This window comes from Novacetimonas hansenii JCM 7643 (genome assembly GCF_000964405.1).
GTDB classification, from domain to species: domain Bacteria; phylum Pseudomonadota; class Alphaproteobacteria; order Acetobacterales; family Acetobacteraceae; genus Novacetimonas; species Novacetimonas hansenii.
In genome coordinates, this window is record NZ_BANE01000137.1 from 1 (window position 1) to 22073 (window position 22073).

Annotated in this window: 18 protein-coding genes; 10 read left to right on the forward strand and 8 right to left on the reverse strand. The window is 62.8% G+C overall.

The window, feature by feature from the left end; all coding sequences use genetic code 11:
• The 3 genes from B7G66_RS10125 to gpmI form a co-directional block, all read right to left on the reverse strand.
• Positions 1–1572 (reverse strand): S41 family peptidase (locus B7G66_RS10125; RefSeq protein WP_048859159.1); only part of this gene is annotated, 1572 nt, incomplete at its 3' end.
• Positions 1573–1723: 151 nt separating this feature from the next.
• Positions 1724–3049: a murein hydrolase activator EnvC family protein gene (locus B7G66_RS10130; protein WP_225578793.1), complete on the reverse strand. Its 1326-nt coding sequence runs from the start codon at positions 3047–3049 to the stop codon at positions 1724–1726.
• A gap of 41 nt (positions 3050–3090) precedes the next feature.
• Positions 3091–4644, reverse strand: coding sequence for a 2,3-bisphosphoglycerate-independent phosphoglycerate mutase (gene gpmI, locus B7G66_RS10135; protein WP_003621013.1), 1554 nt, complete (start codon positions 4642–4644; stop codon positions 3091–3093).
• An 87-nt stretch (positions 4645–4731) separates the two neighbouring features.
• On the opposite strand from gpmI, the gene msrB reads away from it, so the two are divergent.
• Both msrB and upp read left to right on the forward strand, forming a co-directional pair.
• Positions 4732–5142: a peptide-methionine (R)-S-oxide reductase MsrB gene (gene msrB / locus B7G66_RS10140; protein WP_003621012.1), complete on the forward strand. Its 411-nt coding sequence runs from the start codon at positions 4732–4734 to the stop codon at positions 5140–5142.
• Positions 5139–5786, forward strand: a complete 648-nt coding sequence (upp, locus tag B7G66_RS10145) for a uracil phosphoribosyltransferase (protein WP_003621011.1) — start codon at positions 5139–5141, stop codon at positions 5784–5786. The genes msrB and upp overlap by 4 nt, the downstream gene beginning before the upstream one ends.
• 574 nt (positions 5787–6360) lie before the next feature.
• Here the strand turns inward: upp and B7G66_RS10150 are convergent.
• The 4 genes from B7G66_RS10150 to carA form a co-directional block, all read right to left on the reverse strand.
• On the reverse strand, positions 6361–7557 hold the full coding sequence (locus B7G66_RS10150; protein ID WP_003621010.1) for a threonine ammonia-lyase: 1197 nt from the start codon (positions 7555–7557) through the stop codon (positions 6361–6363).
• A 10-nt stretch (positions 7558–7567) separates the two neighbouring features.
• Positions 7568–8041, reverse strand: coding sequence for a transcription elongation factor GreA (gene greA / locus B7G66_RS10155; protein WP_003621009.1), 474 nt, complete (start codon positions 8039–8041; stop codon positions 7568–7570).
• Between the two features lie 132 nt (positions 8042–8173).
• On the reverse strand, positions 8174–11431 hold the full coding sequence (gene carB, locus B7G66_RS10160) for a carbamoyl-phosphate synthase large subunit (RefSeq protein WP_003621005.1): 3258 nt from the start codon (positions 11429–11431) through the stop codon (positions 8174–8176).
• Between the two features lie 13 nt (positions 11432–11444).
• On the reverse strand, positions 11445–12845 hold the full coding sequence (carA, locus tag B7G66_RS10165; RefSeq protein WP_003621003.1) for a glutamine-hydrolyzing carbamoyl-phosphate synthase small subunit: 1401 nt from the start codon (positions 12843–12845) through the stop codon (positions 11445–11447).
• Positions 12846–12999: 154 nt separating this feature from the next.
• On the opposite strand from carA, the gene B7G66_RS10170 reads away from it, so the two are divergent.
• The 5 genes from B7G66_RS10170 to B7G66_RS10190 all read left to right on the forward strand — a co-directional run bounded on the left by B7G66_RS10170 (position 13000) and on the right by B7G66_RS10190 (position 19006).
• Positions 13000–13461, forward strand: coding sequence for a GatB/YqeY domain-containing protein (locus tag B7G66_RS10170; protein WP_003621002.1), 462 nt, complete (start codon positions 13000–13002; stop codon positions 13459–13461).
• A 14-nt stretch (positions 13462–13475) separates the two neighbouring features.
• Complete coding sequence (dnaG, locus tag B7G66_RS10175; protein ID WP_003621000.1) at positions 13476–15350, forward strand: DNA primase; 1875 nt, start codon at positions 13476–13478, stop codon at positions 15348–15350.
• 234 nt (positions 15351–15584) lie between these two features.
• On the forward strand, positions 15585–17564 hold the full coding sequence (rpoD, locus tag B7G66_RS10180; RefSeq protein WP_003620998.1) for an RNA polymerase sigma factor RpoD: 1980 nt from the start codon (positions 15585–15587) through the stop codon (positions 17562–17564).
• Positions 17565–17595: 31 nt separating this feature from the next.
• A complete protein-coding gene (locus tag B7G66_RS10185) occupies positions 17596–18144 on the forward strand; it encodes a GNAT family N-acetyltransferase (RefSeq protein ID WP_003620997.1) in 549 nt (182 codons plus the stop codon).
• Between the two features lie 265 nt (positions 18145–18409).
• Positions 18410–19006 carry a hypothetical protein gene (locus B7G66_RS10190; RefSeq protein ID WP_003620995.1) on the forward strand — a complete coding sequence of 199 codons (597 nt, stop codon included), beginning with the start codon at positions 18410–18412 and terminating at the stop codon, positions 19004–19006.
• Between the two features lie 30 nt (positions 19007–19036).
• Here the strand turns inward: B7G66_RS10190 and B7G66_RS10195 are convergent, their stop codons facing one another.
• Positions 19037–20035 (reverse strand): glycosyltransferase family 4 protein, encoded by a 999-nt coding sequence (locus B7G66_RS10195; protein WP_003620993.1) that lies wholly within the window; start codon positions 20033–20035, stop codon positions 19037–19039.
• A 367-nt stretch (positions 20036–20402) separates the two neighbouring features.
• Here B7G66_RS10195 and rpsF point away from each other — a divergent pair, with 367 nt between their 5' ends.
• Genes rpsF through rplI form a run of 3 tightly spaced genes read left to right on the forward strand, consistent with a single transcriptional unit; the run spans position 20403 to position 21801 of the window.
• On the forward strand, positions 20403–20906 hold the full coding sequence (gene rpsF, locus B7G66_RS10200; RefSeq protein ID WP_003620990.1) for a 30S ribosomal protein S6: 504 nt from the start codon (positions 20403–20405) through the stop codon (positions 20904–20906).
• Between the two features lie 6 nt (positions 20907–20912).
• A complete protein-coding gene (gene rpsR / locus B7G66_RS10205) occupies positions 20913–21188 on the forward strand; it encodes a 30S ribosomal protein S18 (RefSeq protein ID WP_003620989.1) in 276 nt (91 codons plus the stop codon).
• A 13-nt stretch (positions 21189–21201) separates the two neighbouring features.
• A complete protein-coding gene (gene rplI, locus B7G66_RS10210; RefSeq protein WP_003620987.1) occupies positions 21202–21801 on the forward strand; it encodes a 50S ribosomal protein L9 in 600 nt (199 codons plus the stop codon).
• Positions 21802–22073 lie beyond the last annotated feature (272 nt).

The window sequence follows — 22073 nt, forward strand, 5'->3', positions numbered from 1 at the left end:
CGGCGTGGCCGGTGCAACAGGGGCGGAGGGCGTTGCCGGTGCTGCCGGCGTGGGTGCTGCTGGCGTGGCGGGGGCCGCAGGCGTGACCGGTGCCTGCTGTTCCGCAGGTGCCGCCTTGGCGCCGGGTCTGGCCTGTGTCGTCGGGGTGTTGACCGTGGTGGGTGCTGCCGCATTGGCCTTGGTGGTATCGGGTGTAACCGGCAGGCCAGCCATCGCATGGACGACCTTCAGGCCTTCTTGCAACTGAAAGTCGGTCGTCGGCTTGGTCGGATCGTAATCGGGCCACCCGGCGGGTGGTTCATGCGGCAGGGTCTTGGCAATGGCGGGCAGGTCGGTGCGGGTCGGGGCCTGCGCCGTGTTGCCACCGCTGTTCTTGATGATATGCGCCAGGTCCGCCTCGCGGATGCTGTAGCTGTCATCGTCGCGGCTTTCCTTGACCACGATATCGGGCATGATGCCCAACCCCTGGATGGAGCGGCCGGACGGCGTGTAATAGCGCGCGGTGGTCAGGCGGATCGCCCCTTCACCGGGGATCGGCAGGATGGTTTGCACGGATCCCTTGCCGAACGTCTTTTCCCCCACCAGCACGGCGCGGTGATGGTCCTGCAGCGCACCGGCGACGATTTCACTGGCGGAAGCAGAGCCACCATTGATCAGAACCACGATCGGCAGTCCGTTGGTGATGTCCACGTTATGGGCATCCCAGCGCTGGCTGTCCTGCGGGTGGCGCGCACGGGTGGAGACGATTTCGCCATTCTTGATGAAATCGCCGCCAACGTCGATGGCCTGCGTCAGCAGCCCGCCAGGGTCGGAACGCAGGTCGATGATCAGGCCATTAAGCTTGCCATGTGTCTGGGTCTGCAGCTTTTTGTAGGCATCCACCAATCCGCGCTGCGTTTCCTCATTGAACTGGGCAATGCGGATATAGCCGGTGGATTCATACAGCGCCGACTTGATGACCTGCAGCGGTATGATCGCGCGCGTCAGGGTCACGATGATCGGTTTGGGCGTCTTTTCACGGATCAGCGTCAGGGTAATGCGCGTATCGGGTTTGCCACGCATGCGGGTGACGACCTGATCGAGCGGCTGCCCGTCGATGTTCTTGCCGTCGATGGCGACGATGAAGTCACCCGGCCGGATACCTGCCCGGGCCGCGGGCGTGTTGTCCACGGGGGAGACGACGCGCACATGCCCGTCTTCGCCCTGCACCTCCAGCCCGAGGCCACCGAACGTGCCCTTTGTCTGGACCTGCAGGTCGGAAAACTGTTTTTCCGTCATGTAGGAACTGTGCGGGTCCAGCCCGCTGAGCATGCCATTGAGCGCATTGGTGATCAGGTCGCGCGTGGAGACGGGTTCGACGTAGTTTGCCTTCACCTTTTCCAGCACATAGCCGAACAGGAACATAAGCTGTTCGATTTCGTGCGGGGAATTATCCTTGGGTGACGGGCTGTCCGCATGGGCGATGGATGTCAGGTCAAGCCACCGCCCGCCCGAATGAAAGGCGATCTGTGGACCTGCCGCGATGCCAGCAAGAAAGGCGCAACCAAGCAGCAGGCCATTACGGAACTTCATGCGTCGTCGTCTCCTGAATGGCCATCCGCGCATCGGCTTCTGGCCTGCATATGGTGATCTGCCCCATACAGGGGGGGGGGCGATCATCGTCCGTCGTCGGTCGCACATCTTATACCGAACTTGGCGCACACGGAAACCGTGTAAACCAATTCTACAGATAGGGCGCGGGGTTAACGGTGCTGCCGCCGCGCCGCAACTGTACAAACAGGGTGGGGCGCGCCTGCGTGCCCGACCATGCGGGCATCTGTCCCACCGGTGCGCCCTTGACGATCTGTTGGCCGGGGGCGACGGCCATGTCCCCGATTCCGGCAAGGACAAAGCGGTAATGCTGTCCGCAGTTGAGGATCATCATCTGTCCGTAGGAGCGGAAGGGGCCTGCGAAATCGACTCGCCCGCTGCATGGTGCGCGCACCGTCGCACGCGATGGCGGGGCATAGGTCACGCCGCTGGCCGGGCCACTTTCGGTGGATTGCCCCCAACCTGTGACGATGTTGCCGGGCACGGGCGCCCCCGCGCCCCCGGGACGTGTCGTGTTGACGCCCGGGCCGGGACCGGCGGCAAGCGCGCGGGCACGGGCGCGTGTGGCCTCGGCTTCCTGCGTGCGGTGGGCGCGCTCGGCTTCTTGTGCCGCACGTTCAAGGTTGGCCTGCGCCGTGCGTTCCACCTCTTCGATGCGGCTGATGGCGTCCTGTACGCTCGATGCCCGGCGGGCGGCATCCTCCACCTGCTGGGTTGCGCTGCGTACGGCGGCATTGGACTGCTTTTGCGCCTCCAATGCCGCATGGGCGGAGCGGTTGACACTGTCGCGCTGGCTTTCTTGCTGTGCCAGCAACTGCGCCATGCGCCCCTTCTGCTGCGCCAGTTCGGTATCAAGCTGCGTCAGGCGGGTGCGACGGTCATGGATCTGTTGTGCCTGTTGGGCAATGCGTGTCATCAACCCACGCATGACCAGCAGCCCCGTCACCGCGCGATCAGCAGGCAGCGGCACCGCCAGCAGCGTGTCGGCGGGATAGAGGGAAAGGCGTTCGACCACCGGCAGCAGGGGCGTCATTGCCGCGACCTCCTGCGCCAGGGCGTGGCGCAGGGTGTCCTGTTCGGTGTGCAGGGCGGCGATCCTGCTGTCGAGGTCGGCCGTATCCTGCTCCGTACGTTGCAGGCGCGCCGTGGCGTCCACGGTGGCGGCAGACAGTTCGGTGGCACGCGCGGCGTCACGCTGGGCCTGTGCCTCGGCGTCGTGCTGGGCCTTCACGCGGGCCTGCATTTCCGCGCCCTGCTGTTTTTCACGTGCCAGCAGCGCCGCGCGTTCCGCGCGGGCATTCTCGATCTGGCGACGGATGGTCTGGGTCTCATGCCCCTGGGGTGCCGCACTGGCGCCCGCATGGGACCGGGATGGCGTATGGGGCGTATGGGATGCCAACGGGGCCGCGATGGAGGCAGGCATGGTGGCCTGCGCGATGGCAAGCCACATTACCCCCATGCAGGCGCCGCGACGTAGCGTGATGGCGTAAAGCGGACCCGTCAGGATGGCGTGGGCCCATCCATCAGGGATCGTCCCGTCATCGCCGCCGGCTGCGTCAGGCCCATCAGTTCAAGCAGCGTGGGCGCAAGGTCCGCCAGCCTGCCGTCATGCACATGCGCGCCCGCCACCCCATGCAGCACCACCGGTACGACGTTGAGGGTATGGGCCGTGTGTGGCCCCTGTGTTTCCGGGTCGAACATGGTTTCGGCGTTACCGTGGTCCGCCGTGACCAGCAGCGCACCACCCGCGCGGTCGATGGCCGCCACGATGCGGCCAAGGCCGGTGTCCACGGCCTCCACCGCCTTGATGGCGGCAGCCAGCACACCGGTATGGCCCACCATGTCGGGATTGGCGAAATTCAGGACGATCAGGTCGTATCTGCCGCTGTCGATCGCCTCCACCGCGCGCTGTGTCAGTTCGGGGGCCGACATTTCGGGTTGCAGGTCATAGGTCGCGACCTTGGGGGAGGGAACCATGATCCGGTCTTCGCCAGGCAGTTCCGCCTCGCGCCCGCCATTGAGGAAATAGGTGACGTGGGGATATTTTTCCGTCTCCGCCATGCGAAGCTGCCTGCGCCCTGCGGCCGACACCACATCGCCCAGCAGGTCGCGCAGTTCCTGGGGGGGGAACAGGATGGAAATCAGCTGCGCCAGCCGGTCGGAATAATGCGTCATGCCAAGGACGGCGGCGAAGTGGATGACGCGTTCGCGGTGGAACCCCTCAAACCCCTGTTCAAGCAGCGCGTCGAGCAACTGGCGGATGCGATCGGCGCGGAAGTTGAATGATACGATCCCGTCGCCATCCTTCATGCCCTGATAATCGCCAATGACGGTGGGCTCGATGAACTCGTCCGTGGTACCTTTGGCATAGGACGCTTCCAACACCGCATCGGCGCTGGCGGCGTGCGGTCCGTGGGCTGCGGTGATGACGTCATAGACCTTTTGCACGCGGTCCCACCGCCGGTCACGGTCCATGGCGTAATATCGGCCCGAAATGCTGGCGACATGCGCAAGGGGCGGCAGGTTGCGCAACAGGTACGCCACATAATCGCGGCCCGAATGCGGGGCGGTGTCGCGCCCGTCGCTGAAGATATGCAGTGCGACGGGAATCCCTTCCGCACAGATGATCTTCGCCAGTGCGATGGCGTGATCCTGATGCGAATGTACTCCCCCGTTGGACACCAGGCCCATCAGGTGGCAGGTGCCGCCGCTTTTCTTCAGCGCGGCAAGGAAATCGCGCATGACCGGTGCCTGTGCCGCGCTGCCATCGCGCAGCGCGGCGCTGATGCGTGGCAGTTCCTGCATAACGACGCGGCCCGCACCGATATTGAGGTGCCCGACCTCAGAATTGCCCATCTGTCCTTCCGGCAGGCCGACATCCTCCCCACATGTGCGCAGGAACGCGTGCGGGTCGTGGCCCCACAGCCGGTCGAAGGTCGGGGTGTCGGCTGCGGCGACGGCGTTGTCTGCCGTATCATCGCGCCAGCCGAAACCGTCGAGGATCGCCAGCATGACGGGACGGCGGGGGCTGTGGGTGGGTGCATGGGTGGGCATGGGTTGTTCCTCTCCCTTATTTTGTCGCCCATAATGCCCTAAATGACTTCCGTGCGGAATGCCTGCCGATGGCATTATGAAAGGAAAATGACGATGGACCAGACACAGCGCAGCCCGGGAGGCTGTGGTGGCCTGACCCCGGAACAGGTGCGTGTCCTGCGTGAACACGGGACCGAACGGCCGGGTTCCAGCCCGCTGAACGATGAAAAACGTCCCGGTGAATATCGCTGTGCGGGATGTGGTGCGCCGCTTTTTTCCTCAACGGCCAAGTATGACAGCGGCAGCGGCTGGCCCTCCTTTATGCAGTCATTGCCCGGCGCGGTTGCAACGACCACCGACACCAGCCATGGCATGACCCGGACAGAGGTTCATTGCGCGCGGTGCAATGGCCATCTGGGCCATGTCTTTCCCGACGGGCCGCCGCCCACCGGGCTGCGTTACTGCATGAACGGCATCGTACTGCAATTCGTTGCGCGTGATGGTGGGGTGGGGGCATGACGGATTTCGCACATGATCCCGGAATCGTAATCGTCACGCACCCGCTGGCGCAGCACAAGCTGACGCTGATGCGTGACGTACGGACTTCGACGGGGGAGTTCCGCACCCTGGCGCGCGAACTCAGCGTCCTGCTGGGGTATGAGGCGATGCGCGACCTGCCGCTGGAGGACGTGGAAATCGAAACCCCGCTGGAGCGCATGCAGGCACCCCGCCTTGCGGGCAAGAAACTCTGTCTTGTCTCCATCCTGCGGGCGGGGAACGGGATACTGGATGGGATGCTCGACCTCGTGCCATCGGCGCGTATCGGTCATATCGGCCTGTTCCGCGATCCCGATACGCTGGAGCCGGTGGAATATTACCTCAAGCTGCCTGATGATATCGGGCGGCGTGTCTGCATCGTGGTCGACCCGATGCTGGCGACGGGCCATAGTGCCGCCGCCGCCATTGCGCGCCTGAAACAGGCGGGGGCGGATACGATCGTGTTTGTCTGCCTGCTTGCCGCACCACAGGGTATCGCCTGCCTGCGCGCGGCACATCCCGATGTGCGGATCGTCACATGCGCAATCGACCGCGAACTTGACGATCATGGCTATATCCGGCCGGGCCTGGGGGATGCAGGGGATCGCCTGTTCGGTACGAAATAAGAAACGATGCCCGGCCCCTGTTCCAACATAACCTGTCCCGACATGACAGGAGGGGGCTGGCGCATTGGGCGGCTGTCAAACAGTCTCTGCAAACCGTTTGAAAGACCCCGTTGATAAGAGACGGTCTGAAAACAGATCGTTGATAAACAATAGAAAAAGATTTCTGGTGGTGCCTTTTAATCGAAAAAGGTAATGTCTTTCGAAGCTTTTTGAAAAAAGCTTCACCAAAAACTTTTATGATTTCGATATTTTATCGGACTTACCTTTTCAAACAGTCTCAAAGCAGCACCGAAATTTTTATTGGCCTGAGAGATTGTTTGAAAACAACTCATTGCTAAAAAAGAAAAGTTTTTGGGTGCCGCCTTTTTTCAAAAAGGCGGCGTCTTCTGAAGCTTTTACGAAAAAACTCACAAAAAACCTTTATAATTTCAGGATGTCATTGATCCTGACTTTTTAAACGACCTCGTATGGGGGCGGTCCTGTGAGGAACTGGTCCTGCCGTTTCAAAAAAAATGCCGCCCTTGCCAAGGTGGCGGGGCGGCATTCAAAAAAACCTTGGTCTGTTCGCAATCGTTCAGGCGCGACGCACGATATAGGTTTTTGATAATTCGGCTTCCAGCGCGCGGGAATGTTCGGGGTCGCGGGCCTCGATCATGACCTCCAGTTCGGCCGCCTGCACGCTTGGCGTCGTGAACAGGCGCTGGTGCGAGACCTCGATGATGTTGCCGCCCGCATCACCAATCCTGCGCGAAATATCGGCCAGCACGCCCGGACGGTCGGGAATCTCCATTTTCAGGCACAAAAGCCGCCCATCGCGCAGGAGAGAGCGCAGCAATGTGTTGGCAAGGATGCGGCTGTCGATATTGCCACCCGTGATCGGCAGCGCGACCCGCTTGCCCCGGAACAGTTCGGGATAGGTCAGCACGGCGGCCAGCGCGGTGGCGCCCGCGCCCTCGCTTACCTGCTTGGCGCCTTCGGCCATCAGGGTGATCGCGGTTTCAATTGCGCTTTCCCGGACCGTCAACACGGTGGAAACGTGTTCGCGCAACACCTCCAGCGGTTGCCGCCCGACCTTGAGCACCGCTATCCCCTCGGCAATGGTCGGGCCACCGGGGGGAAGCACCTCATCGCCGGGAAAGCCGGAGAGCGAGGAATAATTTTCCACCTGCACGCCGATGATGTCCATGCCCGGACGCAGTGCGCATGCCGTGACCGCACAGCCCGACAGCAGCCCGCCACCGCCGATAGGGCACACGAAGCTTTCAAGTTCGCCGGCATCTTCAAGAAGTTCCAGCGCAAAGGTGCCCTGTCCGGCCATGACCTCCGGGTCGTCATAGGGATGGACGAACACCCGGCCTTCACGTTCGCACAGTTCATTGGCGTGTGCTGTTGCTTCGGCGAAGTTGTCGCCATGCAGGACGACACGCGCCCCCCACGCGGCGGTGCGCGTGACCTTGGCCACCGGGGTGAAGCGCGGCATGACGATCACCGCGTCGATCCCCAGCAGGGATGCGTGTCGCGCCACGCCCTGTGCATGGTTTCCGGCGGATACCGTGATCACGCCACGCCTGCGCTCGCTCTCGTCAAGGAGTGCGAGCTTGTTGGCCGCGCCGCGTTCCTTGAAGGAGCCCACGGCCTGCAGGTTGTCGAGTTTGAGCACGATCTCCGCGCCCGTCGCCCGCGAAAGCGCCTGCGACGGAAGGGTCGGGGTGCGCAGGACGCGTCCCTCGATCCGCCGTGCGGCGGCGCGGATATCGTCGAATGTGATCACGTTTTTCGCCTCAGCCGTACGTGACGGCCAGTATTTCATAAGTGCGGTCGCCGCCGGGGGCGGGAACGGACACGGTGTCGCCCACGCTCTTGCCGATCAGTGACTTGGCCAGCGGTGAGGAAACCGAAAGCAGCCCCTGCTTGATGTCGGCTTCATACACGCCAACGATCTGGTACGTCGCTTCCTTGTCGGTTTCCTCGTCCACAAGGTGAACGCGCGCGCCGAATTTCACCTGGTCGCCGGACAGGGAGGCCGGGTCGATCACCTCTGCCGAGGAGACGATTTCCTCAAGTTCGAGGATACGGCCTTCGGTAAAGGACTGGCGTTCGCGTGCCGCGTGGTATTCGGCATTTTCCGACAGGTCGCCGTGGCTGCGTGCCTCGGCGATGGCCCGTATGATGGCCGGGCGTTCTTCACTCTTGAGCTTGCGAAGTTCATCTTCGAGCCGTTGCAGGCCTGGGCCTGTCATCGGAAATTTCTGCAAGGTGTATCCCCGGGGGTGAATGTCAGCGTTAGAGGCTGACGGATGGTGTGGTCATGGCGGACGCCCGCATGAAACGACCCCCGCCACCCGCACGGCCGTGGGCCGACGGGATGGCAGGGGCATGCATGGCGTTCAGTACGATCCTTTAAAATAGGATTGAAGTGGCGCGACTTCAAGAACTCCATCACGCATCGCGGCAATCGCATAGGTTGCGGCCCGTGCGCCCGCGATGGTGGTGTAATGCGGGATGCCATGCGTCAGGGCGGAACGGCGGATGTCAAAGCTGTCGGCCACCGCCTGCGCGCCCTGTGCGGTGTTGATGACCATCTGGATTTCGCCCGAACGGATCGCATCGACGCAGTTGGGACGTCCCTCCAGCACCTTGTTGATCACGCGCACCTCCACCCCGGCTTCGCGCAGGCATTGGGCGGTGCCGCGTGTCGCGACCACATTGAACCCCATATCCGCCAGGCGACGGCCCAGCGATTTGACGGCGGCCTTGTCACTGTCGCGCACCGACACGAACACTTCCCCCGACAGGGGCAGGCGCACACCGGCGGCAAGCTGCGACTTGGCGAACGCACGCTCGAAGGAGGCATCAAGGCCCATGACCTCCCCGGTGGAGCGCATTTCCGGCCCGAGGATCGTATCGACATCAGGGAAACGGTTGAACGGGAACACCGCTTCCTTCACCGCGACATGCGGGGCCACCGCCTGGTCATCAAGGCGGAATTCCGACAGGCGGGCACCCGCCATGACGCGCGCGCCGATCTTGGCGACGGGCACGCCCGTGGCCTTGGCGACGAATGGCACGGTGCGCGACGCGCGGGGATTGACCTCCAGCACGAAGATGTCGTGGCCCTTGATCGCATACTGCACGTTCATCAACCCGACAATGCCCAGTTCGCGTGCCATGGCCTCCGTCTGTGCCTTCAGTTCGGTGACGATGGCGGGCGACAGGGTATAGGGCGGCAGCGAACACGCACTGTCACCCGAATGGATGCCTGCTTCCTCGATATGTTCCATCACACCGGCGACATAGACATCGGTGCCATCGGCGATGCAGTCCACATCGGCCTCGATCGCGTCATTGAGGTAACGGTCGATCAGGACCGGCCCGGACGCCACGTCATGCCCAGCAAGCTGGAGGGCGACGCGCATGTAGCGTTGCAGGCTGGCGCGGTCATGCACGATTTCCATCGCCCGTCCGCCAAGCACGTAGGAGGGGCGTACCACGACGGGGTACCCGATCCGGTCAGCCACGTCCTCGGCCTCGGTCGGGGAGCGCGCGATGCCGTTTTCGGGCTGGCGCAGGCCAACCTTGTGCAGCATCGCCTGGAAACGTTCGCGGTCCTCCGCCCTGTCGATCGCATCAGCAGGCGTGCCAAGCAGCGCGATGCCCGCCATCTCCAGCGCATGCGACAGCTTCAGCGGCGTCTGGCCACCATATTGCACGATGCAGCCCAGGACCGTGCCATTTTCCTGTTCGCGACGGATCAGGGCAATCACGTCCTCGGCCGTCAGGGGTTCGAAATACAGCCGGTCGGACGTGTCGTAATCGGTGGACACGGTTTCGGGGTTACAGTTGACCATGATGGTCTCGAACCCTGCTTCGCGCAGGGCATAGGCCGCATGCACACAGCAATAATCGAATTCGATCCCCTGTCCGATGCGGTTGGGGCCACCGCCAAGGATGACGATCTTGCGGCGGTCGGTCGGGTCGCTTTCGCATTCAGGCGTGCCAAAGCCCCCTTCGTATGTGGAATACATATACGGCGTGGGGGACGCGAACTCGCCCGCGCAGGTGTCGATCCGCTTGTAAACCGGATTTACGCCCAGGCGCGTGCGCAGTTCGAGGATTTCTGCCGCCGACGTGCCCGACAGCCGACCGAGCTGCACGTCAGAGAAACCAAGGCTTTTGAGCGCACGCATCCGGTCCGCGTCACGCGGCAGGCCATCACGCACGATGGCATGTTCGGCTGCGATGATCTTTTGCAGTTCACGCAGGAACCATGGTTCGAACCTGCAGGCATCGTGGATGTCTTCGACACTCAGGCCCGCGCGCAGGGCCTGCGCCGCCATCAGGATGCGTTCGGGGCGCGGCTGCGACAGGGCGGCGCGGAAGGCGTCCGGCCCGCCATCGCCCGGCGCGTCCACGGGGTCGAGGCCGGCAAGCCCGATTTCCATCGAACGCAGGCCCTTTTGCATCGCTTCGGGGAAGGAGCGGCCAATGGCCATCGCCTCGCCCACGGACTTCATGCTTGTGGACAGCAGGGCCGGGGTGCCGGGGAATTTTTCGAACGTGAAACGGGGGATCTTGACGACGACGTAATCAATCGTCGGCTCGAACGAGGCCGGGGTGCTGCCGCCGGTGATATCGTTGGCAAGTTCGTCGAGCGTATAGCCCACCGCAAGCTTCGCCGCGATCTTGGCGATGGGGAAGCCCGTTGCCTTGGACGCCAGCGCGGAAGAGCGCGAGACGCGGGGGTTCATCTCGATCACGACCATGCGGCCATCGGCGGGATTGATGCCGAACTGCACGTTCGACCCGCCGGTTTCCACCCCGATCTTGCGCAGGCACGCCAGCGAGGCGTCGCGCATGCGCTGATATTCCTTGTCCGTCAGCGTCAGCGCCGGGGCCACGGTGATGGAATCGCCCGTATGCACGCCCATCGGGTCGATATTTTCGATGGAGCAGATGATGATGCAGTTGTCGGCCGTGTCGCGCACGACCTCCATCTCGTATTCTTTCCAGCCAAGGACGGATTCCTCGATCAGCACCTCGGTCGTGGGGGACGCATCAAGGCCGGAGGTGACGATGCGGTCGAATTCCTCGCGGTTATAGGCGATGCCCCCGCCCGAACCGCCCATGGTAAAGGACGGGCGGATGACCGACGGCAGGCCCACCTGCTTCAGGGCTTCACGCGCTTCGGCCAGGGTATGGGCGATGACGCTGCGTGGGCTTTCGATGCCGATGGCGTCCATGGCCTCGCGGAATTTCTGCCGGTCCTCGGCACGGTCGATCACCTCGGCATTCGCGCCGATCAGCTCGACATTATGCGTCTTGAGGAAGCCTGACTTGTCGAGCGCCATGGCAGTGTTCAGCGCGGTCTGCCCGCCCATGGTCGGCAATATGGCGTCGGGCTTTTCACGCGCGATGATGCGTTCGACGAATTCCGGGGTGATCGGTTCGATATAGGTCGCATCCGCAAGGCCCGGATCGGTCATGATCGTCGCCGGGTTGGAATTGACGAGGATGACGCGATAACCCTCTTCCTTCAGCGCCTTGCAGGCCTGCGCGCCGGAATAGTCGAATTCGCACGCCTGGCCGATCACGATCGGGCCTGCGCCGATAATCAGGATGGAGCTGATATCTGTCCGTTTGGGCATGTCGATACGGCTTTCAGGCGGTGTGGGAAAGGGAGTCGATCAGGGCGACGAAACGGTCGAACAGGTAACGGCTGTCCGATGGGCCAGGGCTGGATTCGGGATGGTACTGCACCGAAAACGCGGGATGGCGGTCGGAGGCGATACCTTCGTTCGATCCATCGAACAGGCTGATATGCGTTGCGCGCACGCCCGCGGGCAGGGATTTGTCATCGACCGCGAAACCGTGGTTCTGGCTGGTGATTTCCACCTTGCCCGTCGCAAGGTCCTTGACGGGCTGGTTTGCGCCGCGATGCCCACGCTCCAGCTTATAGGTCTTTGCCCCCAGCGTCAGGGCAAGCAGCTGATGACCAAGGCAGATGCCGAACACCGGCTTGCCCGCGTCAAGCACGCCGCGGATTGCCGGGACGGCATAGGACGCGGTGGCCGCCGGGTCGCCCGGGCCATTGGACAGGAACACGCCCGCCGGGTCGTGCGACAGGATGTCTTCGGCCGTGGCGGTGGCGGGCACGACGATGACCTCGCACCCGGCAGAGGACAGGCAGCGCAGGATGTTGCGCTTTGCCCCGTAATCGACGGCGACGACGCGGCGGCGCTTTGCGGGCAGGGGCGTGGTGCCGTGCGGCCACTGCCATACACCTTCGTCCCAGGCATAGGCCTGCGTGCAGGTGACTTCGCGGGCCAGGTCCATGCCCTCCAGCCCCGGCCATGCGCGGGCCTGCGCCTGCAGGGCAGCAATGTCGATGTTGCCGTCGGCGGGATAGGCGACGATGGCCGTTTGCGGGCCGCCATCACGGATGCGGCGTGTGATCGCGCGGGTGTCGATGCCGCAGATGCCCGGGATGGCGCGTGCCTTCAGCCAGGCATCAAGCGATTCCGCCGAACGCCAGTTCGCAGGCGCGGTCAGGTCTTCCTTGACTACCAGGGCGCGCGCGGCGATGCGTGCGGCCTCGTCATCTTCGGGCGTGGTGCCGACATTGCCGATATGGGGGAAGGTGAAGGTGATGACCTGCCCCGCAAAGGACGGGTCCGTCAGGGTTTCCTGATAGCCCGTCATGCCGGTGGAGAAGCAGATTTCCCCGATTGCGGACGCGGCTTCGCCATGCGCGCCAAAGCCGCGTCCCCACAGGACGGTGCCATCGGCCAGGATCAGGGCGGCGGTCGCGGCGGGGGGGCGCTCGGCCGGGATGGTCGGGGAGGGCGCGGTCATGGGGGGCTCCGGTCTGTCGGATTCTGTGGCGGGTTGCAGGTCGGACAGGGACAGTCCGGTTTCACGTAGCACAACGGTCCAGTGCTTTGGCGGGATGGCGCGGGCCTGTCGCCATTTGCGCACGGCCTCGGTGCTGACGCCCGTCAGGCGCGCAGCCTGTTCGGGGCCACCAAGGCGTTTTATGATATCTTCTATTGGCATCGGCATCTGGATGATTGTCCCTTCCGGGTCTATTCCCTATCAGCGGACGAAGGGGATGGGAAGAAAATTCCGCCCCATTTCGTTCCGAAGGGAGTGGGAAAAACATTCCCGCAAGGGGCGGCTGTTCCCGTGTCCCCCATCATCAACAGGAGTTTGAACAATGTCCTTGCGCGCACGTTTCACCGAAGACCTCAAGACCGCCATGAAGGCAGGGCAGAGCGAACGTGTCGGCACGATCCGCATGATTACGGCAAAGCTGAAAGACCTCGATATCGCCGCGCGTGCGAAAGGCGAAGACCAGGTAAGCGATGATGCCGTGATCGGCGCATTGCGGGGCATGGTCAAGTCACGCGCGGAATCCGCGGCGATGTACCTGCAGGGCGGTCGCCCCGAGCTTGCGGAAAAGGAAGAGGCGGAAATCGCGCTGATCCGTACCTATCTGCCCGCCGACCTTGACGAAGCGACGATCGAGGTGGCCGTGCGTGAGGCGATCGAACGCACGGATGCGACCTCCATGAAGGATATGGGCCGTGTCATGGCGGCGCTGAAGACGCAGTTCGGCAGTGCGCTTGATGCCGCGATCGCAAGTTCGGTGGTCAAGTCCGTGCTGTCCGCACGCTGAAGGCATAGCCATCCATGGCGTTCGACCCCGCGTTCCTTGATGAACTGCGTGCGCGCACCCCGATCACATCGGTGATCGGGCGGCGCACGAAGCTCGTGCGTTCGGGCCGGAACTGGAAGGCGTGCTGCCCCTTCCACGGGGAAAAGACGCCATCATTCTATGTCTATGACGATCATTTCCACTGCTTCGGCTGTGGGGTGCATGGCGATGTGATCTCCTTTGTCATGCAAAGCGAGGGCCGTTCCTTCCCTGAGGCGGTGGAGGAACTTGCCACCGCGGCCGGGCTGGAGATGCCGCGCATGGATCGCACCCAGCGCGAGGCCCAGCGCGAGGCGCGCACGCTGGGTGACGTGCTGGAGGCGGTGCAGCAGGCCTGGCGGTTGCGCCTGCACCGGAACGAGGGGCGCGAGGGGCTGGCCTATCTGCGTGGTCGTGGCCTGACGGACGAGACGATTGCGGCGTTTGGCCTGGGCTGGTCCGGTGACGGGCGCGGGGGGCTGGTGGCGGAGCTTGCGGCGCAGGACATCACGGCGCCCCTGCTGGCGCAGGCAGGCCTGATGCGCGTGGATGAACATGGGCAGCCGAAAGGCGAGCTGTTCTTCAACCGCGTGACGTTTCCCATCCATGACCGGCGCGGGCGGCTGGTGTCCTTTGGCGGGCGTATCCTTGGCGATGGGCAGCCCAAATACCTCAACGGCCCGGAAACCGCGATTTTTTCCAAGCGTCGCGTCCTGTTCGGCCTTGACCGCGCCCGTGCCGCGGTGCGGGCGCCCCGTGGCGGGGGGCATGCGGCCCCGGCCCCCGAACTGCTGGTGGTGGAGGGGTATATGGATGTCATCGCCCTGCACCAGGCGGGCTTTACCGGTGCGGTTGCCCCCCTGGGCACGGCGCTGACGCCGGAGCAGATGGAGGCGCTGTGGCAGGTGTCGTCCGCGCCGGTGCTGTGTTTCGATGGCGATGCCGCAGGGCAGCGCGCAGCGGTGAAGGCGGCGGAAACGGCGCTGCCACTGCTCAATGTCGAACGGACCCTGCGCTTTTGCACCCTGCCGGAGGGGGAAGACCCCGACAGCCTGTTGCGTCAACGCGGCACGGCGGCGATGGCCGCGCTGGTGGAGGGCGCGCGACCGCTGAGCGAAGTCCTGTTCGGATTGCTGAGCGAGGGCACGCGCGATCCCGGCCCGGAGCAGCGCGCGGCCCTGCGCCAGCGTCTGGTGGAGGCCGCGGGCCTGATCCCGGACAAGTCCCTGGCGTCGGAATACCGCTCCACCCTGCTGGACCGTTTTTTCGCCACCTTCCGCCGTCGTCCCGCCATGTCGGGCCGTGGCGGGCGCGGGCAGGGCGCGGCGCCTGCGGCGCGATCGCTGGCGGGGGTGTTGCCGGTGGCGCCGGACCTTGATGCGCAATCGGTGGCGATGGAGCGCATGCGTATCCTGACCGCCATTCTGCTGCGTCATCCCGAGGTGCTGGAGGAGGTGCAGGACGCATATTGTCGCCTGGACATGCCACCTGAACTGTCGGCGTTACGGGCCGTTATGCTCGACATGCTGGCGGATGGGGATGGCAATGCCGATGCGTCCGCGCTGCTGGAGGCGTTGGGTGCGCGCATAGGGGAAGCGAACCTGTCGGACATGCGCGAACGCGTGCTGTCGTCGCACCCCCTGCCATTGTCGGCGCAGGAACGCGATGATCTGATGGTGATGGATATACGGCAGGAGTGGTGGCATTTTTACGCGCTTTTGAATGTGGAGCGTTTCGCCGCCGATATCCGCCTTGATACCGAGCGGATGAGTACAGGCCCGATTGATGAACGACAGTGGGAAAGCCTGCGTGTCCGGCTGCTGACGCTGGAGTCGCTGCGGCGGGGCGGGGATATTCCCGATACGCAATGAAGAGACGGTGTTTTTGCGGAAATCAGGGCGTGCCCCTTGACTTCGGGGGGTGAATCGACCACCTGCACCTGTCGAAAGAACTGTATGCGATATAATGGCCGTATTCCTGTTTTCGCCGTATGCGCGGTGTAACGGGAACAGCGGACGCGACACTGTTCCCCCGATGTGGGGAGCCTTGATGTTTCCGCCCGGGTCGGGCGGGCCACAGATTTGCTGGGTAGGGATTGATCGGGCATGGCGACAAAGACAGCCGCGGGAACGGATGCAGCTTCGGGTGATCAGGACAACGACACCACCTTGCTGGATACGCAGTCCGGAGCCGTCAAAAGGCTGATCGCGCGTGGCAAGGAACGGGGCTATATCACCTTTGACGAACTGAATGCCGTCCTGCCGCAGGACCAGATGTCGTCCGAACAGATCGAGGACGTCATGGCGGCCCTGTCGGAGATGGGCATGCAGGTTGTCGAAAATGAAGACAACGACAGCGAGTCCGATGACGCCGCGGCCGAGCCCGAAGCCAAGAGCGAGGAGCCTGCCGAGGGCGACAGCGAAGAACCGGCCGCAGGCAACGTCGATAGCGAAAACCTTGGCCGGACCGATGACCCGGTGCGCATGTACCTGCGCGAAATGGGGTCGGTCGAACTCCTCTCCCGCGAGGGGGAGATCGCGATCGCCAAGCGGATCGAGGCCGGGCGCGATGAAATGATTGGCGGCCTGTGCGAAAGCCCGCTGACGTTCCGCGCCATCATCTCGTGGCATGAACGGCTCAAGGCCGGGGAAATGCTGCTGCGTGACATCGTTGACCTTGAGGCGATGCAGTCCGGCAATGCCGGTCCCGGCGAGGAAACGGAAGAAGGCGAGGAGCCCGCGTCCGAGGACAGCTTCGACTCCGCGACCGATAACGAGGAGTCCGAGGAAGGCGAGGGCGAAGGTGAGGGGGCCGGCCTGTCGCTTTCCGCGCTGGAAGAGAAGCTCAAGCCCGAGATTCTGGAACAGTTCGAGGAGGTGGAGGCCCTGTATGCCCGCCTGCACGAACTTCAGGCCACGCGCCTTGAAAAGCTGACATCCGGCGGTGAAATCTCTGCCGAGGCGGAGGCCGCGTATGAGCAGTTGCGCTGCGAACTGGTGGGCAAGGTGCAGCAGGTCCATCTGCATAACACCCGCATCGAGGTGCTGGTGGAGCATCTGAAAGCCATCTTCCAGCGCCTTAACGGGCTGGAAGGGCGGATGCTGCGTCTTGCCGAAAGCACCAAGGTCTCGCGCGAGGATTTCTTGCTGAAATATCGCGGGCGCGAACTTGACCCGGGCTGGGTGGATGTCGTCTCGGCCCTGCCGGGCAAGGCGTGGAAGAACTTTGTCGCCAAGCATATGGAAACGGTCATCCGCCTGCGTGGGCAAGTGGCGGAACTGACGCAGGAGACGGGGTTGCCTGTCGGGGAATTCCGACGCGTCTATGCCACCGTGTCGCGGGGCGAGCGTGATTCCGCGCGGGCCAAGAAGGAAATGATCGAGGCGAACCTGCGTCTGGTGATTTCGATTGCCAAGAAATACACCAATCGCGGGTTGCAGTTCCTTGACCTGATCCAGGAAGGCAATATCGGCCTGATGAAGGCGGTGGATAAATTCGAATATCGCCGTGGCTACAAGTTCTCCACCTATGCGACCTGGTGGATCCGTCAGGCGATCACGCGTTCCATCGCCGATCAGGCGCGCACGATCCGTATTCCGGTCCATATGATCGAGACGATCAACAAGCTGGTGCGTACATCGCGCCAGATGCTGCATGAAATCGGGCGCGAGCCTGCACCGGAAGAGCTGGCGGAAAAGCTGGGCATGCCGCTTGAAAAAGTGCGCAAGGTGCTCAAGATCGCCAAGGAGCCCATCTCCCTTGAAACCCCCATCGGGGACGAGGAAGACAGCCACCTTGGTGACTTCATCGAGGATAAGACGGCGGTCATCCCGCTGGATGCGGCGATCCAGACGAACCTGCGTGAAGCGACGACACGGGTGCTGTCCTCCCTGACCCCACGAGAGGAACGTGTCCTGCGCATGCGTTTTGGCATCGGCATGAACACCGACCATACGCTGGAGGAGGTGGGCCAGCAGTTCAATGTGACCCGCGAACGTATCCGCCAGATCGAGGCCAAGGCCCTGCGCAAGCTCAAGCACCCCAGCCGCAGCCGCAAGCTTCGCTCTTTCCTTGACGATAACTGATCGCATCACAGAACGCGACGTGGGGGATGCGATGACGCGGGTGGCGGTGGATGTGACGTTCCTGTGTATGGATCGTCAGCCCCCCGGTCCCGTGCCTGCATTGCCTGATGGTTATGAGATACGGCGGGAGGTTCATCCCGCCGTATCGCTGTACCGCGATCTGTATAACCGCATCGGGCAGGATTACTGCTGGTGGTTGCGGCGTGTGATGGCGGATACCCAGTTGGCGCGGGTACTGGATGACCCGGCGGTGGGTGTCTATATCCTGCGTGAGCATGGGGAGGTTGCCGGGTTCTTCGAACTGGACGGACGGCAATGCCCTGATATCAACCTGGCCTATTTCGGGCTTCTGCCCCAATGGATCGGACGTGGGGTTGGGCTGTCCTTCCTGCATGCGGCCATCCGCACGGCATGGGGACAACGTCCCGCCGCATTGCGGGTCAATACCTGTTCCGCCGACCATCCCCGGGCGCTTCCCAATTATATCCGGGCGGGATTCCGTGTCGTACGGGTTTTGCGCGAAGTCTGGGACATTCCCGATCATGCCGGGCTGTCTGTGCCCGCAAGCCTGCGGACATAGATCGTCTTCGCCTCGCAGGACAGCCCCCTGCGGGGATGGGATGAACAGCAGGGGGGGGCGGATCAGATGCGCCAGATAACCAGGTGGCATCATAAAGGCTGTTGATAAAGCCCGGCCTGCAAGGACATCAGGGAATGCCGCCCCGCCGATTGCCCGAAAGGTGATGTAATCAGGCTTTGGCTCTTGTTTATCAACAGCTTGCTTTCCAAAAATCATCATAGTTAATGTAATTGGAAAATTATTTTCGCATGGCTGTTGTTATGACATGCTGCACGACCAATATCGCCTGAAGAAAAGGGGATATGGTCGGGTGGAATATAATTTTTCCTATTATTCGTTTTGCGGTGTTGACAAGGCAGGTCTGCTGTCGGCGCTTGGTATGCGTGATACAGGCAATGTGGATGCCCACGGACAATTTGACTTTACGATGGCGCAACTGCCGGACCAATGGATCGTCTGCCGCTACAACAATCTTGGCAATCCGCCTGCCGTCATGCGTCAGGCCCTGTCGCTTCATGGGATGCTGATTGCATGCGACGTCCACGAAGGCGAGCATGTCAGTCGCGTGGAATGTTACGAGCAGGGCGAACTGAAATGGTCCATCCTCCATGATGGGGAGGCGGGCGACACGCTTGACCTTCAGGTGGCCGGCATCGTGCCTCCTGAATTCACCGCCTTGCGTAAGGCGGCGTTTTCCGCACAGCAGAAGGCTGACCACGATGGGGTGACGGCCCATTACATGTACTGGCTGCCCCTCGACTTCGCCGCCAGCCTGAGCGGCTATCGCTATGACCGGGAAACCTTCCCGTGGGGCACCCCCAGCTTTACCGAGATCGAACCGGTGGTCCCGGCTGCAACCTGACCTTTTGCCAGTAGGGGATCGTGCCCGGCCTCAGGCATAGGCTCCGGCCCGGAGGCGGTTATAAAACGCCTCGATCAGCCGTGCCTGATGTTCTGGATTGAAACGTTGCATGTCCCAGTGTCCTGGCCCCTGCTGTGTATGCATATGGCGCAGGGCCCGCGTCATGGCGGCGACATCGCCGGGTGGGACAAGTGATGGGGAGGAGGGGTCAAGGATATCCAGCACCCCGCCTGCCGCGGTTGCGATGACGGGCAGGTCTGCCGACATCGCCTCCAGCAGGGCAAGCCCGAAAGCTTCGTGCAGGGAGGGCATGACGAAACCGTCGAGCATGTAAAGGTCGGACGGGAAATCGGTGCGGAAGCCGGGGAAGATGACATGCCCGCCCCCCATGGCCTCCAGCCGTGCGCGCTCTGGCCCGTCGCCAAACAGGATCAGGCGCGCATCGGGCAGTGCCGCCTGCTGAAACGCGCGAAGCAGGATGTCAAACCCCTTCTTCGGGATCATCCTGCCGCCTGCGCCGATCAGGAACGTTGAGTCCCCTATACCAAATTGCGCGCGCATGCGCTGGCGCTCCGCCGGGGTCGGGCGGGGGCGTGCATGTGTCCAGTTGCCGATGACGGTCCGCGCGCCGCGGAAACTGGGTGGGATTTCGGCTTCCTGCCATCGTGCGATGCAGATCAGCGCGTCACAGCGGTTATAGGCGCGTTTGCGAAAGCGGCTGTGCAGGGTGGCGACAAGTGGGACACGGCGTGGGCGCGGCAGCAGCCCAAGGCGGAAGGTACTCTTGCCAAGGTGGGTATGCACGACATCGGGCCGAAAACTGCCCAGCGTCTTGAGGTAGGAGACACAATACCCGCCATATCCCGCGCGGATCATGCGCACCGGGGCCGCGATATGGGGGGCGATGTCGCTGCCGGTCAGGGGATCGTCGGTCCGGCGGGCGACATGTATGCAGACATCGTGATGACGGGCCTGCATCGCCGCCAGTTCGGTCACGTAACGTTCGGTGCCAGAGAATTCATGGGTCATTATGCAATGCAGTATTCGCAAGATGACTTCCTTTTGGGGTGGTGGGCTGCACGAAGGATGCGCGGGGCATCATGGCGGGGTATTCTGCATGGATAGTTGAAAACACGAACCTGCAGAGGCGAAGAATTCTCAAAAACTGTTTCAAAGTAGTGCATACGCACGCGCGGCATTTGCGGTGTCGTTGCGGGAATATCGGGGGAACCGCGCTTTTTTCCTTGTCTGTGGGTGATGATCGTGCTTCAAGGCGCACCTTCCCTGCCGGGTGCGTGGCATCGTCCCCGGCTATACCCGCGTCATGCGTCAGCATGATGGCGTGACGGACCGTGTCCGTTGCGAAAGGGGTTGAACAGATCCGAAGGGAGTTCCCATGCCATTGTATGAAACCGTGCTGATTGCACGTAATGACGTGTCGCAGCAGCAGGTCGAAACCATCGCCGATGGTATCGCAACCGTGCTGGAAGCTGAATCCGGTTCGATCAAGAAGCGTGAATACTGGGGCCTGCGTACCCTGGCATACCGCATCAAGAAGAACCGCAAGGGGCACTACATGCTCCTCGGCCTCGATGCGACGCCTGCCGCCATCAAGGAAATCGAGCGTCAGCTCAGCCTGAACGAAGACGTCCTGCGCGTGCTGATGCTGCGTGTTGACGAAATCGACGAGGCCCCGTCCGTGATCCTGTCGCGTAAGGGTGACGAGCGTGAGCGCGGGTTCCGTGGTCCGAAGCCTGCCGGTCGTTTCGAAAGCGGTCGCGGTGGTAACGGTGCCCCCCGCCGCAGCTATGACGATCGCGAAGAGTTCCGCGCACGCAACGAGCGTGAAGAACAGCAGCGCAACAATGCCGGCGTCCCCGCCAGCAGCGAAGCGGAGTAAGAGCTGATGTCCGATACAACCGAGATCAATCCCGCCGCCCGTCGCGTGGCCGTGGGTGCGCGTCGTCCGTTTTACCGTCGTCGCAAGTCCTGCCCGTTCTCCGGCCCCAACGCGCCGCAGATCGATTACAAGGACGTGCGCCTGCTGAGCCGCTTCCTGTCCGAGCGTGGCAAGATCGTCCCCAGCCGCATCACGGCAGTGTCCGCCAAGAAGCAGCGCGAGCTGGCCCAGGCCATCAAGCGCGCCCGTTTCCTGGCCCTGCTGCCCTATATCGTAAGCTGAGGGAGGCAGAACCATGTCCGCAGTAGAACTCATCCTGCTCCAGCGCGTCGAAAAGCTGGGCCAGATGGGCGAGATCGTCACGGTGAAGCCGGGTTATGCCCGTAACTTCCTCCTGCCGCAGGGCAAGGCGATCCGCGCCAACGCACATAACCGCGAGCGTTTCGAGCGTGAGCGCGTGCAGCTTGAGGCGCAGAACCTCAAGCGTCGTGAGGAGGCCGAGCGCCTGTCCGAGCGTATGCACGGCCTGTCCGTCATCCTGATCCGTCAGGCAGGCGACAGCGGAAGCCTGTATGGCTCCGTCACCACCCGTGACATCGCCGAAGCGACGACGAAGGCTGGCCTGACGATTTCGCGCTCGCAGGTTATCCTGCCGGAGCCGATCAAGCAGCTTGGTGTGTATGAAGTCCGCGTCGCCCTGCATCCCGAAGTGTCGATGCAGGTCAGCGTGAACGTTGCCCGTTCGGAAGAAGAAGCCGAACGTCAGGCACGTGGTGAGGACATCGGCGCCGAACGCGATGATGATGCCTCCGGCTTTGTCGAGGAAGCGGTCGAAGCCGAAACCGCCCCCGAAGAAGCCGTTGCAGCCGCGACGGAAGAACATCCCGCCGCCTGATCTGGTGCGCAGGCCGGTCCATCCTTGTGATGGACCGGATGTTCAGAGGCATGAAGGCCCGGTGGGAATGTCCCACCGGGCCTTCTGTCTTTTCTGGGACTTCTCAGGGGACTTGGCCTGCCGCCCAAGGATGCCAAAGGACATGCATTACCCTTTGGAAAACATGGTGTCGGGCTTCTTCCGGAAGCGTCCATCATTCAAATTTTTTGGTGAGGATGTGTTTAAATCTTTGAAAAGTCAGCCTCGATAACATACTGAAATCATAAAGGTTT

Bases quoted from the DNA above. Each gene is read 5' to 3' on its own strand.
- B7G66_RS10130 (WP_225578793.1), bottom strand. From the start codon at position 3,049: ATGGGGGTAATGTGGCTTGCCATCGCGCAGGCCACCATGCCTGCCTCC.
- gpmI (WP_003621013.1), bottom strand. From the start codon at position 4,644: ATGCCCACCCATGCACCCACCCACAGCCCCCGCCGTCCCGTCATGCTG.
- msrB (WP_003621012.1), top strand. From the start codon at position 4,732: ATGACGATGGACCAGACACAGCGCAGCCCGGGAGGCTGTGGTGGCCTG.
- upp (WP_003621011.1), top strand. From the start codon at position 5,139: ATGACGGATTTCGCACATGATCCCGGAATCGTAATCGTCACGCACCCG.
- carB (WP_003621005.1), bottom strand. From the start codon at position 11,431: ATGCCCAAACGGACAGATATCAGCTCCATCCTGATTATCGGCGCAGGC.
- carA (WP_003621003.1), bottom strand. From the start codon at position 12,845: ATGCCGATGCCAATAGAAGATATCATAAAACGCCTTGGTGGCCCCGAA.
- B7G66_RS10170 (WP_003621002.1), top strand. From the start codon at position 13,000: ATGTCCTTGCGCGCACGTTTCACCGAAGACCTCAAGACCGCCATGAAG.
- dnaG (WP_003621000.1), top strand. From the start codon at position 13,476: ATGGCGTTCGACCCCGCGTTCCTTGATGAACTGCGTGCGCGCACCCCG.
- rpoD (WP_003620998.1), top strand. From the start codon at position 15,585: ATGGCGACAAAGACAGCCGCGGGAACGGATGCAGCTTCGGGTGATCAG.
- B7G66_RS10185 (WP_003620997.1), top strand. From the start codon at position 17,596: ATGACGCGGGTGGCGGTGGATGTGACGTTCCTGTGTATGGATCGTCAG.
- B7G66_RS10190 (WP_003620995.1), top strand. From the start codon at position 18,410: ATGCTGCACGACCAATATCGCCTGAAGAAAAGGGGATATGGTCGGGTG.
- B7G66_RS10195 (WP_003620993.1), bottom strand. From the start codon at position 20,035: ATGACCCATGAATTCTCTGGCACCGAACGTTACGTGACCGAACTGGCG.
- rpsF (WP_003620990.1), top strand. From the start codon at position 20,403: ATGCCATTGTATGAAACCGTGCTGATTGCACGTAATGACGTGTCGCAG.
- rpsR (WP_003620989.1), top strand. From the start codon at position 20,913: ATGTCCGATACAACCGAGATCAATCCCGCCGCCCGTCGCGTGGCCGTG.
- rplI (WP_003620987.1), top strand. From the start codon at position 21,202: ATGTCCGCAGTAGAACTCATCCTGCTCCAGCGCGTCGAAAAGCTGGGC.